Source organism: Dokdonella immobilis, assembly GCF_900115085.1.
Classification (GTDB): Bacteria; Pseudomonadota; Gammaproteobacteria; order Xanthomonadales; family Rhodanobacteraceae; genus Dokdonella; species Dokdonella immobilis.
Genome location: NZ_FOVF01000038.1, coordinates 1 through 14,126 on the forward strand (window position 1 = coordinate 1; position 14,126 = coordinate 14,126).

Here is a 14,126-nt window from a genome sequence, read left to right on the forward strand (position 1 = left end):
CGAGCCACCCTGCGGGCCTTTTCTCCGCCGCTGCGCCACTGCATAGGGGCCCCATTCACTGCGCATCCTGCGCAGCCAAGACCAAGCAGATCCCCGCAAGCATGCAACTGGGCCGCCGCCGCGGCTCCTGATCTTCCTTCTCCCGCCTTGCGGGAGAAGGTGCCGCAGGCGGATGAGGGGCTTTGGCTTTGGCTGTCGCGTTTGCTCTTCGCTCTGGCGCGCAGGATGCGCGCTACCCGGGCCCCGTAAGCGGTGGCGGCCGGGCGAAGGAAAGGCCCGCAGGGTGGGCGCGAGGGATCGCGCCCAGTTCGCTGCCAGCACACGGAGGTGCTGTCAGCGAACCCCCGTAGCCCGGCCGCGAAGTCGCAGGACAGGAGTCCGGAGACCGCCGCTTTGGGGTGCTCTTTCTTTTGGTTACTTTTTCTTTGAGCAAGCAAAGAAAAGTAACTCGCTCGCCGCAGGCGAGTGAAAGCTTTGCTCTTACTCCAAGAATGCGCCGCGCAGCGATGCACGAACAAGCGGAAAGGCCCAAGCACTGGGTCCCTGCCTGCGCAGGGACGACGGCGTAGTAGTTCGAATCGTGCGGAAAGAGCATCGCGCCTGAAGACGCTCCTGCGGTGAGTCCGAGAGGCCACGCCCGCTGGCGGCGAGTGAACATCCATCCCGATGGCCACATCGGCGAGATCAGCCCTTCCCATTTCGACCCTTGTCGACCTTGCGCTCAGGCAACGGCGGCGCCACCAGCATGGCCGTGAACAGGCACGCCGACAGCGTGCACGCCCAGAACATGAAGAAGCCGATCGAGTAGCCGGTCATGCGCGAAATCTCGACGTGGCGCCAGGTGATCGCGGCGAGGTCGACCGGATCGACGATGGCGAAGAACATGATCGTCGCCACACCCGCCGCGAAGAACGAGGGCCAGACCACGGCGCCGATGCGTCGCACCATCGAATCGTGGGGATTGTCCTCGTGCGGGCGCAGTGCGCCCGGCGGCGGGTGATAGGTGCTCATTCGTGCGACTCCTTATCCTTATCCTTATCCTTATCCTTATCTTTATCCTTATGCTCCCCGTCACTTTCCTCATCATCCTCGTGTTCCGATTCCGCGGCAGCCTTGCCCTGCGAGAGCACCCAGGCGGCGGCGAGGCGGGCGCGGTCTTCACCGAGGATCGGTCCCCAGGCCGGCATCACGCCCGCCGCGCCATACAGGATCTTCTTCCTGATGCCTTCGAGGTTGGGATCACCGTGCAGCCAGATGTCGTCGGTCAGGTTGGGGGCCCCGAGTGCCTGGTTACCCGTGCCGGCAACGCCGTGGCAGGCCGCGCAGATCGTCTCGAACTTGCTCTTGCCGGCCGTTGCCAGGCGATTGTCATGGGCAAGTCCGGACAGGCTCAGCGCGTAGTTGGCGACCTCGTCGACGCCTTCGCCGGGCAAGGTCGCGCCCATCGGCGGCATCAGGCCATGGCGGCCGTTCATGATGCTGGCGAGCACGGTGTCCGGGTCGCCGCCATACAGCCAGTCGCCGTCGACGAGGTTCGGATAGCCCTTCGCGCCGCGCGCGTCGGAGCCATGGCAGGCTGCACAGTTGTTGGCGAACACGTTGCGTCCAACCTTGATCGCGGCCGGATCCTCCGCCAGGACGGCAAGCGGCTTGCCGCGGAATCCGGCATACAGTGATTCGAGCTTGGCATGGCTCGCGTCGAGTTCGCTCTGGACCTGCTTCTGCGAAGTCCAGCCCAGCGTGCCTGCGATATTGCCGAGTCCCGGGTAGATTGCCAGATAGCCCAGGGCGAAGATGAAAGTAAGAACGAACAGGCCGAGCCACCAGCGCGGCAGCGGATTGTTGAGTTCCTGCAGGTCCTCGTCCCAGACGTGTCCCATCGACTCGCCGACCGGCTTGTCGTTGATCGGCTTCGAGGAGGCCGTGGCCAGCAGCAGCCAGATCAGGCCGATGATGTTGATCGCGGTCAGTACGATCACGTACCCGCTCCATGCGCCGTTCATGCGTCTCGCTCCTGCATCGGTGCCGAGGAATCCTCGAGCGGAAGGTTGGCCGCTTCATTGAAGTCATGCTGGCGGCGGCGGCTCCAGGCCCAGGCCCACAGGCCGAGGAAGGCCAGCAGCAGGATCGCGGTGAAGATTCCGGAAATCATGGCGACTTGTCCTCCTTTGCCGGCTCGGCAGCGGGAGCGACGCGCCCCTGCAGGAAGGCGATCACGGCATCGAGTTCGGTCTTGCCGACGACCGCATCCTTGACGCTGGCGAAGTCCGCCTCGGTGTAGGGGTGGCCCATCCACGCCAGCGTGCGCATCTTCTTCTCGACCACGGCCGGATCGACCAGGCTCTCGGTCAGCCACGGGTAGCCGGGCATGTTCGATTCGGGCACGACGTTGCGTGGATTGATCAGATGGACGCGATGCCAGTCGTCGGAATAGCGCCCGCCGACGCGGGCCAGGTCCGGACCGGTGCGCTTGGACCCCCACAGGAACGGCCGGTCGTAGACCGATTCGCCGGCGACCGAGTACGGGCCGTAGCGCTGCACTTCGGAGGCCAGCGTGCGCACCATCTGCGAGTGGCAGCCGACGCAGCCTTCGCGGATGAAGATGTCGCGTCCGGCCAGCTGCAATGGCGGATACGGCTTCACGCCCGGTGCGGCCTGCACGGTCTGCGCCTGGAACATCAGCGGAATGATCTCGACCAGGCCGCCAACGGCGATCACGATCACGATCAGGATCGCCATCAGGCCGACGTTCTTTTCGATGGTTTCGTGTTTCATCGAAGCGACTCCTCAGGCGTGGGCCGGTGCGGGGATGCGCGCGACCGGCAGGTCGCGGGCGGGCAGGCAGGTCTTCCAGACGTTCCAGACCATGATCAGCATGCCGCTGAGGAACATCAGTCCGCCGACGAAGCGGGTCACGTAGTACGGGTAGGTCTGACGCACCGACTCGATGAAGGTGTAGGTCAGGGTGCCGTCCGGGTTGGTCGCTCGCCACATCAGGCCCTGCATGACCCCGGCGATCCACATCGCGGTGATGTAGAGGACGATGCCGATCGTGGCGATCCAGAAGTGCGCATCGATGGCCTTGACCGAGTGCATGCGCTCGCGTCCGAACAGTTTCGGCAGCATGCTGTAGACCGCACCGATGGTGATGAAGGCGACCCAGCCGAGCGCGCCCGAATGTACGTGGCCGATGGTCCAGTCGGTGTAATGCGAGAGGGCGTTGACGGTCTTGATCGACATCATCGGACCTTCGAAGGTCGACATGCCGTAGAACGACAACGAAACGATCATGAACTTGAGGATCGGATCGGTGCGCAGCTTATGCCACGCGCCCGACAGGGTCATCATGCCGTTGATCATGCCGCCCCAGCTCGGCGCCAGCAAAATCAGCGAAAACACCATGCCGAGCGATTGCGCCCAGTCCGGCAACGCCGTGTAGTGCAGGTGGTGCGGACCGGCCCACATGTAGATCGAGATCAGGGCCCAGAAATGCACGACCGAGAGGCGGTACGAATAGATCGGGCGCTGCGCCTGCTTGGGTACGTAGTAGTACATGATGCCGAGGAAGCCGGCGGTCAGGAAGAAGCCGACCGCGTTGTGTCCGTACCACCACTGCACCATCGCGTCGACCGCACCCGAGTAGACGGGATAGGACTCGGTCCAGGACACCGGCACCTGCAGGTTGTTGAAGATGTGCAGGACCGCGATGGTCAGGATGTAGGCGCCGAAGAACCAGTTGGCGACGAAGATGTGCCGCACGCGGCGCTTGGCGATGGTGCCGAAGAAGACCACCGCATAAGCCACCCAGACCAGGGTGATGAGGATATCGATCGGCCAGATCAGCTCGGCGTATTCATGGCTCTGGGTCAGGCCCATGGGCAGGGTGACCGCAGCGGCCACGATGACCGCCTGCCACCCCCAGAACGTGAATGCCGCGAGCCGGTCCGAGAACAGGCGGACGTGGGAGGTGCGCTGGACCACGTAATACGAGGTCGCGAACAGGCCGCTGCCGCCGAAGGCGAAGATCACCGCATTCGTGTGCAGGGGCCGCAGGCGGCCGTAGCTGAGCCAGGCGATATCGAAGTTCAGCGCCGGCCAGGCCAGCTGGGCGGCGATGAACAGCCCGACCAGCATGCCGACCACCCCCCACACCACGGTGGCAATGGTGAATTGGCGGACGACTTTGTCGTTGTAGGTTTCCACGGTCTGCATACCATCCCCATAGTTTCTGGCATGGCGGATTCTGCGTGAGCCGCGGACACGGCCCGTTGACGTCGATCAAGTGGTTGCCATGCCGCGGCAGCTTGCCACAGGCGGGAGCCAGGATCACGCGGCGCTTGACCCAGGTCAGGGCGGAATGGTTTGGGCGCCGCCAAACTGGTATACAAGGTAACCACCATCCGCAAGGGGATGAAAAATGAGGCATTCACTGTATCCGATGCTGTTGGCCGCACTGCTCGTCGCCGCGTGCTCGCCCACCACCGAGGCGCCTCCGGCGAGAGCCGAGGCGGTCGCCGATACCGGCGGCTCGGCCCGGGGTGATTTCGGGCCGCCACAGGGCGAGCCCGTGCACGCGGTGCTGACGAGCCCGCCGCAGGTGCCGCCGGCCACGGGCCGCACCGCACCGGCCAAGGTCATCGTCGAACTCGAGGTGCGTGAACTCGAGCTCGAGATCTCCGAAGGCGTGCGCTACACGTTCTGGACCTTCGGCGGCACCGTGCCGGGCAGCTTCATCCGCGTGCGCCAGGGCGACACGGTCGAGTTCCACCTGAAGAACCATCCGGATTCGAAGATGCCGCACAACATCGACCTGCACGGCGTGACCGGGCCGGGCGGCGGGGCCGCCTCGAGCTTCACCGCGCCGGGGCACGAATCCCAGTTCACCTTCAAGGCGCTCAACCACGGCCTGTTCGTCTACCACTGCGCGACCGCCCCGGTCGGCATGCACATCGCCAACGGCATGTACGGCCTGATCCTGGTCGAGCCGCCCGAGGGCTTGCCAAAGGTCGATCACGAGTACTACGTGATGCAGGGCGACTTCTACACGGTCGGCAAGTACCGCGAAAAGGGCCTGCAGCCCTTCGACATGCAAAAAGCGATCGACGAGAACCCGACCTACGTGCTGTTCAACGGTTCGGAAGGCGCGCTGATCAACGACAAGGCCCTGCGCGCCAAGACCGGCGAGACCGTGCGCCTGTTCGTCGGCAACGGCGGCCCGAACCTCGTTTCGAGCTTCCACGTGATCGGCGAGATCTTCGACAAGGTCTGGTACGAAGGCGGCACCCACTATCAGGAAAACGTGCAGACCACGTTGATCCCTGCCGGCGGCGCGATGATGGCCGACTTCCACGTCGAAGTGCCGGGTAGCTACGTGTTGGTCGACCATTCGATCTTCCGCGCCTTCAACAAGGGCGCCCTGGCCATCCTCAAGGTCGATGGCGAGGAGAACAAGGCGATCTACTCGGGCAAGGAAGTCGATTCGGTCTACCTCGGCGACAAGGCGGCCAGTCTGACGCCGGTCTCCACCGCGCGCGAGGCCGCCATCAGCGGAACGCTCACCCTGGAACAGCAGATCGCTGCCGGCAAGGCCCATTTCACGGGCACCTGCTCGGTCTGTCATCAGGATTCCGGGCTTGGCATTCCGGGTGTGTTCCCGCCGCTGGCCAAGTCGGATTTCCTCGCCAAGGATCCCGAGGCCGCCATCAAGTACGTGCTGAATGGCTTGACCGGAAAGATCACGGTCAATGGCAAGGAATACGACTCGGTGATGCCGCCGATGAGCCAGCTCAACAACGACGAGATCGCCAATATCCTGACCTATGTGTTCAACAGCTGGGGTAACCAGTTGGGCCAGGTGAGTACCGAACAGGTGGCCAAGGTACGGGGCGAGACCCCGCGTGCCGAGGGCGCGGCACACTGAGATGGATCGAAAGGGCTCCAGCGTGAAGGGTTCGGCCGGCCGCCACGGGAAGTGGCTGGCCGCAACCCTGTTTGTCGCCCTGCCGTCGATGCCGGCCCTGGCGGCCGACTACATCGACGTGCCGGGCGGAGCCTATGCGTCGGTATTGCCGACCGCCGAAACGCCGCTCGATGTCAACGTTCCGGCACTGGCCATGCGCAGCGAACCGGTCAGCAATGCCGAATTCCTCGCCTTCGTTTCCACCCATCCGCAGTGGCGGCGGGACCAGGTGCCACGCGTATTCGCCGAATCGCGCTACCTCGATCACTGGCCGACAGCCGATTCGATCGGCCCCGGGCAGGCCCGCCAGCCCGTGGTCAAGGTCAGCTGGTTCGCGGCCGAGGCTTACTGCGAGTCCGAACAGGCACGCCTGCCGACCTGGCACGAGTGGGAGTACGTCGCTGCCGCCGACGCGACACGCCGCGATGCGCGTTCGGACCCGGCCTGGCGCAACCGCATCCTCGGCTGGTACGAGCGCACCTCCGGCGGCGACCTTGCGGAGATCGGCGGCGATGCCAATGCCTACGGCGTGCGCGACCTGCACGGCCTGGTCTGGGAATGGGTCGACGATTTCAATGCGCTGTTCGTCAGTGCCGACAACCGCAACCAGGGCGATCCGGATCTGCTCAAGTTCTGTGGGGCCGGGGCCTTGTCGATGCAGGATCGCGACAACTACGCCGTGCTCATGCGCATCGCCATGCTGTCTTCGCTCAAGGGCGCCGACGTGACCGGTAACCTCGGCTTCCGCTGCGTGCGTCCGAACGAGGAGAAATCGCCATGATCCGACCCGCGCCCTGGCTCGGCCTGTTCGTGCTCCTGGTCCTGCTCGCGAATCCGGGTCCGGCCCTTTCTGCGCCGGCAAGCGACCTGCCGGGCGACTCCGTCTACCAGTTGCACCTGCCGTTGCGCGACCAGGACGGCAAGGCCATCGACTTCGCCAGCCTGCGCGGCCAGCCGCGCCTGATAACGATGTTCTACGCCTCGTGCCCGTACATGTGTCCGCTGATCATCGATACCGCGCGCATGACCGAACGCGAACTGGGCGAGGCGCAGCGGGCGAAGCTGGCGGTGTTGATGGTCAGTTTCGACGCCGAGCGCGATGATCCGGCGGCGCTCCGGGCGCTTGCCGACAAGCGCAAGGTCGATACCTCGCGCTGGACCCTGGCCCATGCCGATGCCGCCGATGTGCGCAAGCTGGCGGCGGTCCTCGGCATCCAGTATCGCCAAATCGACGGTGGCGATTTCAACCACACCAGCGTGCTGATCCTGCTCGATGCGGAGGGTCGGATCGTCGCCCGCAGCGAGATCATGGGCAAGACCGACCCGGCCTTCGTCGATGCCGTCCGGCGAGTTCTCGGGGACAGCAAGGCGCACTGAGTCGCGCTCGGTGCGGCAGCCCCGCCAAACCGGTGTTCCGGGCCGCCCTGCATCGACCAACGCGAGCTGATGTCGCAGCGTGAAGCAGCTCTACCGCTGGCCGGAGAGGCTGACGACAGGCGGGTGAGGGTGGGCCTGCGCAGCACCATGCAGGAACTGGCGAATCAGAAGTGCCATCCTGGTCCCGTAATGCGCGCAGCCAACCCGTGCGTCACGAAGTTCACGAATATCGCCATCCTGCGTATGATCCCCTGGCTTGAGTGACCGCGGCAGTCCGGCACACGAGCGCCCAGGCACGTCATTCCGACGTGATGCGGAAGGTGGTGATGAGCAGCATCAGGACGATAGGCCGGTTTGCTCCGCCTGATCCCGGCAACGGTGACGGCGATGCCGTGCATTTCTGCTCGACCTGCGCCTTTGGCGAAGTGTGCCTGCCGGGTGGCTACGACAAGCCGGCCCTGCTGGAGCTGCATTGCCTGGTCGAGCACGTGGGCCCTTTCCACGCCGGCGATCCGGTGTTCCGCAACGGCGATCGCTTCGAATCGATCTTCGCCGTGCGCGCCGGCACCGTGAAGACCTCGCTGGTCGATGAAGAGGGTCGGGAGCAGGTCCTCGGCTTCCACCTGCCGGGCGAGATGATCGGACTGAATGCGATCCATCCGGCGCGCTACCCCTGCGATGCGATCGCGCTCGACACGGTCTACCTGTGCCGGTTCTCGTTTCCTGCGCTGGCCACCCTGGCCACGCGCATGCCGGGCATCCAGCAGCAGCTGTTTCGCCTGCTCAGCGCCGATATCGGCAAGGCCGCCTTGCTGGCCGGCGACTACAACGCCAGCGAGCGCATGGCGGCCTTCCTGATCCTGCTCGCCGATCGTTTCGCGGCGCGCGGTTTTTCGCCGACGCGATTCCGCCTGAGCATGTCGCGCGGCGATATCGCCAACCATCTGCGCCTGGCCGCCGAGACGGTCAGCCGGGTCCTGCGACGGTTCCAGGACCAGTCCCTGATCCGCGTCGAGGAGCGCGACATCGAATTGCTGCAGCCCGACGAGTTGCGCCAGACCGCGCGCTGCATCCTGCATCCCTGAGAGTGCATCGTCCGCTCCGCGCGGACTTCGATGGTTCTCCACGCGCTTCCGCTCCGATGCATGTGTTTCCTCCCCGTTGTAGGAAGCGGCTTCAGCCGCGATGCTTTCCGAGACGTTTTCGAGGACGCTGATGTCTCTCGGGTCTTTGGGGCAAAACATCGCGGCTGAAGCCGCTTCCTACAGGGGAGTCCACGAGCAGCGTGCCTTTCGGAGGTATCGCGGGCCGGCTTGACCCAGATCAGGGCCGGCAGAGCAGCGTCTGTCGAGAATGCGGCAACGTCCTCGATGGGAAGCGTCATGTCCACCACACGTCGTCTATGGATCGCACTGGGGCTGCTGCTCGGCACCACCTTTGCGGTATTGCTCTGGATGGGTCGCGAGATCCACCGCCTCGCTCCGCCGTTGCCCGAGCGCGTCGTGGCGACTTCGGGCCAGGTCCTGTTCACGCGCGCCGAGCTCGAGGAGGGCCGCCAGGTCTGGCAGTCCTTCGGCGGCCAGCAGCTCGGTTCGGTCTGGGGCCACGGCGCCCTCGTCGCCCCGGACTGGAGCGCCGACTGGTTGCACCGGGAATCGACCGAACTGCTCGACATGTGGGCGCGTCGCGACTACGCCGCCGCCTACAAGGATCTCGGTGAACCGGAAAAGGCTTCGCTGAAGGCGCGCCTGCAGGCCGAGATGCGCGGCAACAGCTTCGACGCAAAGACCGACACGATCACCGTGTCCAACGATCGCGCACTGGCCATCTCCAACGTCGCCGCCCACTACGTCAGCCTGTTCAGCAACGATCCGGCCACGCAGACGCTGCGCGAAGGCTACGCGATGCGCAACGACACGGTGCCGGACCTGAAGCATCGCCAAGAACTCGCCGGCTTCTTCTTCTGGACCAGCTGGGCGGCGGCGACCGATCGCCCCGGCGGCACGATCAGCTACACCAGCAACTGGCCCTATGAACCGCTGGTCGGCAACTCGCCGACACCGGGTTCGTTCATGTGGACCGTATTCAGCGTGCTGTTCATGATCGCCGGCATCGGCCTGCTCGCCTGGCACTACGCGGTCTGGCACAGCAAGGAACCGCACCTGGCCCCACCGGCGAAGGATCCGCTGGCCGGGATCACGGTGACGCCGTCGATGCGCGCGACCGCGAAGTACTTCTGGGTCGTGCTGGCCCTGGTCCTCGTGCAGGTCCTGCTCGGCGCGATCACTGCGCACTACCAGGTCGAAGGCCAGCAGTTCTACGGCTTCGACATCTCGCAGATCCTGCCCTATTCGCTGACCCGCTCCTGGCACACCGAGCTGGCCGTGCTCTGGATCGCAACGGCCTGGCTGGCGACCGGCCTCTACATCGCCCCGGCCGTATCCGGGCATGAGCCGAAGTTCCAGCGCCTCGGCGTCAACGTCCTCTGGACCTGCCTGCTGATCATCGTCGTCGGCGCATTCGCCGGACAGTGGTTCGCGGTCATGCAGAAGCTCGGCCTGGCCAACAATTTCTGGTTCGGCCACCAGGGCTGGGAATACGTGGATCTGGGCCGCTTCTGGCAACTGTTCCTGTTCGTCGGCCTGCTGCTCTGGCTCGGCCTGGTCGGTCGCGCCCTGTGGCCGGCGCTTCGGCGCAAGGACGAGATGTCCTCGATCGTCGGCCTGCTGTTCCTCTCGACCGTCGCCATCGCCCTGTTCTACGGCGCAGGCCTGATGTGGAGCGAACACACGCACATATCGATGGTCGAGTACTGGCGCTGGTGGGTCGTGCACCTGTGGGTCGAGGGCTTCTTCGAGGTCTTCGCCGTGGCCGTGATCAGCTTCCTGTTCGTCAAGCTAGGCCTCGTGCGCGGCAAGACAGCCACGATCAACGTGCTGTTCGCGACCATCGTGTTCATGGCCGGCGGCGTGCTCGGCACCTTCCATCACCTCTACTTCGCGGGCACCACGGTCGGCGTGATCGCACTCGGCGCCTCGTTCTCGGCGCTCGAGGTCGTGCCGCTGGCATTGATCGGAATGGAGGCCTACGAGACCTGGTCGCACGGACGCGCGACGCCATGGATGGCGCGTTACCGCTGGCCGATCATGTTCTTCCTCGCCGTCTCGTTCTGGAACCTGGTTGGCGCCGGCCTGTTCGGGTTCCTGATCAACACGCCGCTTGCGCTCTACTACATGCAGGGGCTGAACCTGACCCCGCTGCACGGCCACACCGCGCTGTTCGGCGTGTACGGCATGCTCGGCCTCGGCCTGATGCTGTTCTGCCTGCGCGGCATGAAGCCCGACGTGCACTGGAACGAAGGCTGGCTGCGCGGATCGTTCTGGGCGCTCAACATCGGCCTGTCGCTGATGGCCCTGCTGACACTGCTGCCGCTCGGCGTGCTGCAACTCTCGGCGGTGCTCGAGAACGGCTACTGGTACGCGCGCTCGGCCGAGTTCATGACCCAGCCGATCGTCCACCTGCTGATCTGGATGCGCGTGCCGGGCGACACGATCTTCGCCATCGGCATGCTCCTGTTCACCTGGTTCGTCGCGCGCCTGTGGATCAAGCCGCGCCGTCTGGCCGAACCGCACGCCAGCGGCGGCGCGCTGCCCGTTCATGCTGCCATGGCGCCCAGGGAGGATTGATCGCCATGCGTCCACGCGCGGAAACCACGGAAGGCGCCCGCGTGTGGACTCATGAGGCAATCGCCCGCCTGGAGCGCGAAACGGCACGGTCGGCCGATACCCATCTGCTCCATCTGACCTTCGACGGCTTTCCCGGCATCGACTTCTACTTCAAGGATGAAGCCGCGCATGCGACCGGCAGCCTCAAGCATCGGCTGGCGCGCTCGCTCTACCTCTATGCGCTGTGCAATGGACGCCTGTGCGAAGGCCAGGCCGTCGTCGATGCCTCCTCCGGCAGTACGGCCATCTCCGAAGCCTGGTTCGCGCGCCTGCTCGGCCTCTCGTTCACCGCGGTCATGCCGGCCTGTACCTCGCCGGCGAAGATCCGTGATGTGCAGGCACTTGGCGGCACCTGCGACCTGGTCGACGATCCGGCCCAGGTGCATGCGCGCGCCCGCGAACACGGCGAGGCTGGCGCCTGCCACCTCGACCAGTTCGGCCTCGCCGAACGCGCCACCGACTGGCGCGGCAACAACAACATCGCCGAATCGATCATCGGCCAGATGCGCCGCGAGTCGCATCCCGAGCCAGCCTGGATCGTCTGCGGCGCCGGCACCGGTGGCACCTCGGCCACGATCGGTCGCTACCTGCGCTACCGGCGCCTGCCCACGCGCCTGTGCGTTGCCGAACCGCGCGGCGGCGCCTTCGCCGAAGGCTGGCGCAGGCGCGATCGGTCCGCGTGCGCGACGCAACCCACCCTGATCGAAGGCATCGGTCGCCCGCGCGTCGAACCAGGCTTCCTGTTCGACATCGTCGACCGCGTCTGCGAAGTGGACGACGCCGCCTCGATCGCCGCGTCCTGGCTACTCGAATCGCTGCTCGGTCGGCGCTACGGGGGGTCCTCCGGCACCAACCTGGTCGCCAGTCTCGAACTCGCCGCCACGATGCGCACGCGCGGCGAAGGCGGCAGCATCGTCACCCTTCTCTGCGACCGCGGCGACCGCTACGCGGAAACCTTGTTCGATCTCGATTGGCTCGGCCAGCACGGTATCGACATGCCGCCGTGGCGCGCCGCCCTGCAACGGACGCTTGAAAGCGGCGAGTGGACGCTGCCCGGCGCTTGAACGGCGCACCACCCGACCTCAGAGCCGCATGAAGTACTCGCCAATCCGAAAGTATTCGCCAATCCGATCCATGCGCCCACTCTCGACCAGCCAGGCCAGCACGCCGAGGTTGCCCGCGACGACCAGCCAGAAGGTGATCTGAAACTCGGCCTTGCGGGTCTTGTGCCGAAACTGGCCCTGCGCAATCAGTGCACCGGGCCAGCCGCCCAGCAATGCAAGCAACTGCAGCGTTGTTTCCTTGGTGCGCCAACGATTGGTCCGCGCCGCCGACTTGTCGAGGCCATAGGCGAGGAATGCGATCAGGCTCATGCCCAGGTAGACCATCGTGACCTGCAGCGGCAGTCGCCCGAAATAGGCCGCTGCCGCCAAGGCGGTGAGCGCCAGCAGGCCGAGCCATCGGCGCGGAAACCAGGGCCTGCCTGCAGCCACTGGTTGCACCTGCCGCGAAACGAAGCGAATGCCCGTGGCGTTCAGGCGCCGTCGATCGTCCGGGGTCGGGACATAGGAAACAAGGTCGCCATCCAATGGTCGTCGGCCGCGCCTCTCGAACGCCTTGATATGGACGAACGCGCGCTCGCCGCCGCCGTTGGGTACGACGAAGCCGTAACCCTTTTCATCATTCCATTCACTGATGGGGCCGACGTAGCGCATGCACTCCCCGATCCTGAAGCCGCTGCCCACGAGGGCCGATTTTCTTCGCCGGCCGGACAATACGCAACACGCCACGGCTCGAATCCTGCGCACTGTGCCCGGGCGGGAAGTTACCCGATGCGATAGCGGCCCGGGCCTGCTGGTCGGCCAGCAGTTTGAGCGAGCGCGGCCTCCGGGGGACGCCACGGCATTGCGCGACCGTGGCGTTGTCAGCGGTGCCGACGGCCGCGGCAACGGCGCAACCGATCAGGAAATGCGCTGCCGGCGGAGCGCGTCAAATCGGGCGCGCCCTATGGAATGCGTCGAGCGGCGCGGCCTCAGGTCGCAACCTTGAGCAGCGTCAGCGCACCCATCAGCATCGTCACGCTACCGATGACGAGACGCAGGCGATCCTCGCGCGTGACGCTGATGACGAACACCGAGAACGGCACCGAGAGCAGGGCGCCGGCGCACATCGGGATGAACAGGACGAGGTTGAGGTGTTCGCCCTGGGCCAGGAACAGGGTCACGGCGAGCAGGCAGGTGAAGGCTTCGGCGAATGAGGTGATGCCGACCGAGGCCTTGCCGCTGACGCCGCTGAGGACCTGTCCGCTGGTCACGAGGGGGCCGTAGCCGCCGCCGCTGACGGCCTTGTTGAACGAGGCGACGATCGCGAGCACGACCATCTTCCAGCGCCGGTAGGCGATCTGCCGGCGCGAGTGCAGCAGCACGAAGAAGCCCGAGGCGAGGATGACGATGCCGACGCCGATGTTGAGCGAGCCCTTCGGCAGGTTCAGCGCGAGCACGACGCCGGCGCTGACACCGGCGACGCTGCCGGCGGCAAGGATCGCGGCCGGCCACAGGTCGCGACCGTGCAGGCCGAGTTCGACATTGTGGATGGCGTTGTGGAAGAACGCGGCGGTGAACCCGCTCAGCAGCTCGGACAGCAGCACGGTCGGCACGATATCGTGGGCGTCGTAGCCGAGCAGCAGCAGAGTCGGCGCGAGGATCGTGCCGTAGCCCATGCCGAGGCCGCTGTCGACCAGCTCGCATACGAAACACAGGGCGAAGATCACGAGTGCGTCGAGCGGGTCGATGTGGTCGTGCACGGCGATCGAAGTCGTGAACAGCACGAGCACGAGGACGATCCAGGCGACGCTCTTGTTGCGGTAGGCGTGATCCATGGGACGTCGGGTTTCGTTCAGGGGCGCCCTGCCTGTCGGCACGACCGATGGTCGGCTGAAGGAGGGAACCCGGATCGTAACTGCAAGCCACCGCTGCAAGCCATGGCCGCTGCATGCATGAAACCGATAAGCAAATAGGCGTTCGCGATATGACGCCTCGGCCGCAGGCAGGCGTCGTGACGGTTGC

General features: G+C 65.5%; 13 protein-coding genes. 6 read left to right on the forward strand and 7 right to left on the reverse strand.

Translation table 11 applies throughout. The features are described from left to right. Positions 1-684: 684 nt before the first annotated feature. From BM125_RS17640 to ccoN, 5 genes are read right to left on the reverse strand one after another with little or no spacing between them, the layout of a single operon-like run. The gene (locus BM125_RS17640) at positions 685-1,011 is read right to left on the reverse strand and encodes a hypothetical protein (protein ID WP_245778974.1); all 327 of its coding nucleotides are present in this window, start codon (positions 1,009-1,011) and stop codon (positions 685-687) included. Next, positions 1,008-2,003, reverse strand: a complete 996-nt coding sequence (ccoP, locus tag BM125_RS17645; RefSeq protein ID WP_092410440.1) for a cytochrome-c oxidase, cbb3-type subunit III — start codon at positions 2,001-2,003, stop codon at positions 1,008-1,010. The genes BM125_RS17640 and ccoP overlap by 4 nt, the downstream gene beginning before the upstream one ends. After that, entirely contained in the window at positions 2,000-2,152 is a 153-nt protein-coding gene (locus tag BM125_RS17650) for a cbb3-type cytochrome oxidase subunit 3 (RefSeq protein ID WP_092410442.1), read from the reverse strand. The genes ccoP and BM125_RS17650 overlap by 4 nt, the downstream gene beginning before the upstream one ends. After that, positions 2,149-2,775, reverse strand: coding sequence for a cytochrome-c oxidase, cbb3-type subunit II (ccoO, locus tag BM125_RS17655; protein WP_092410444.1), 627 nt, complete (start codon positions 2,773-2,775; stop codon positions 2,149-2,151). Before ccoO ends, BM125_RS17650 begins: the two co-directional genes overlap by 4 nt. Positions 2,776-2,787: 12 nt before the next feature. Continuing rightward, positions 2,788-4,212: a cytochrome-c oxidase, cbb3-type subunit I gene (gene ccoN / locus BM125_RS17660; protein WP_092410446.1), complete on the reverse strand. Its 1,425-nt coding sequence runs from the start codon at positions 4,210-4,212 to the stop codon at positions 2,788-2,790. A 205-nt stretch (positions 4,213-4,417) separates the two neighbouring features. Between ccoN and nirK the strand changes: the two genes are divergently transcribed. The 6 genes from nirK (at position 4,418) to BM125_RS17695 (ending at position 12,125) form a co-directional block, all read left to right on the forward strand. Further along, positions 4,418-5,920, forward strand: a complete 1,503-nt coding sequence (gene nirK / locus BM125_RS17665) for a copper-containing nitrite reductase (RefSeq protein WP_092410448.1) — start codon at positions 4,418-4,420, stop codon at positions 5,918-5,920. Between the two features lies 1 nt (position 5,921). Next, positions 5,922-6,740: a formylglycine-generating enzyme family protein gene (locus BM125_RS17670; RefSeq protein WP_092410450.1), complete on the forward strand. Its 819-nt coding sequence runs from the start codon at positions 5,922-5,924 to the stop codon at positions 6,738-6,740. Beyond that, positions 6,737-7,336, forward strand: a complete 600-nt coding sequence (locus BM125_RS17675; RefSeq protein ID WP_092410452.1) for an SCO family protein — start codon at positions 6,737-6,739, stop codon at positions 7,334-7,336. Before BM125_RS17670 ends, BM125_RS17675 begins: the two co-directional genes overlap by 4 nt. 326 nt (positions 7,337-7,662) lie before the next feature. Further along, entirely contained in the window at positions 7,663-8,421 is a 759-nt protein-coding gene (locus BM125_RS17685; RefSeq protein WP_092410496.1) for a helix-turn-helix domain-containing protein, read from the forward strand. Between the two features lie 297 nt (positions 8,422-8,718). Further along, a complete protein-coding gene (locus BM125_RS17690) occupies positions 8,719-11,022 on the forward strand; it encodes a nitric-oxide reductase large subunit (protein WP_092410456.1) in 2,304 nt (767 codons plus the stop codon). Between the two features lie 5 nt (positions 11,023-11,027). Further along, a complete protein-coding gene (locus BM125_RS17695; RefSeq protein ID WP_092410458.1) occupies positions 11,028-12,125 on the forward strand; it encodes a PLP-dependent cysteine synthase family protein in 1,098 nt (365 codons plus the stop codon). Positions 12,126-12,143: 18 nt separating this feature from the next. Here the strand turns inward: BM125_RS17695 and BM125_RS17700 are convergent, their stop codons facing one another. Both BM125_RS17700 and BM125_RS17705 read right to left on the reverse strand, forming a co-directional pair. Beyond that, positions 12,144-12,776 carry a DUF1294 domain-containing protein gene (locus BM125_RS17700; RefSeq protein ID WP_092410460.1) on the reverse strand — a complete coding sequence of 211 codons (633 nt, stop codon included), beginning with the start codon at positions 12,774-12,776 and terminating at the stop codon, positions 12,144-12,146. A 317-nt stretch (positions 12,777-13,093) separates the two neighbouring features. Further along, positions 13,094-13,939: a sulfite exporter TauE/SafE family protein gene (locus BM125_RS17705; RefSeq protein ID WP_092410462.1), complete on the reverse strand. Its 846-nt coding sequence runs from the start codon at positions 13,937-13,939 to the stop codon at positions 13,094-13,096. Between the last annotated feature and the right edge of the window lie 187 nt (positions 13,940-14,126).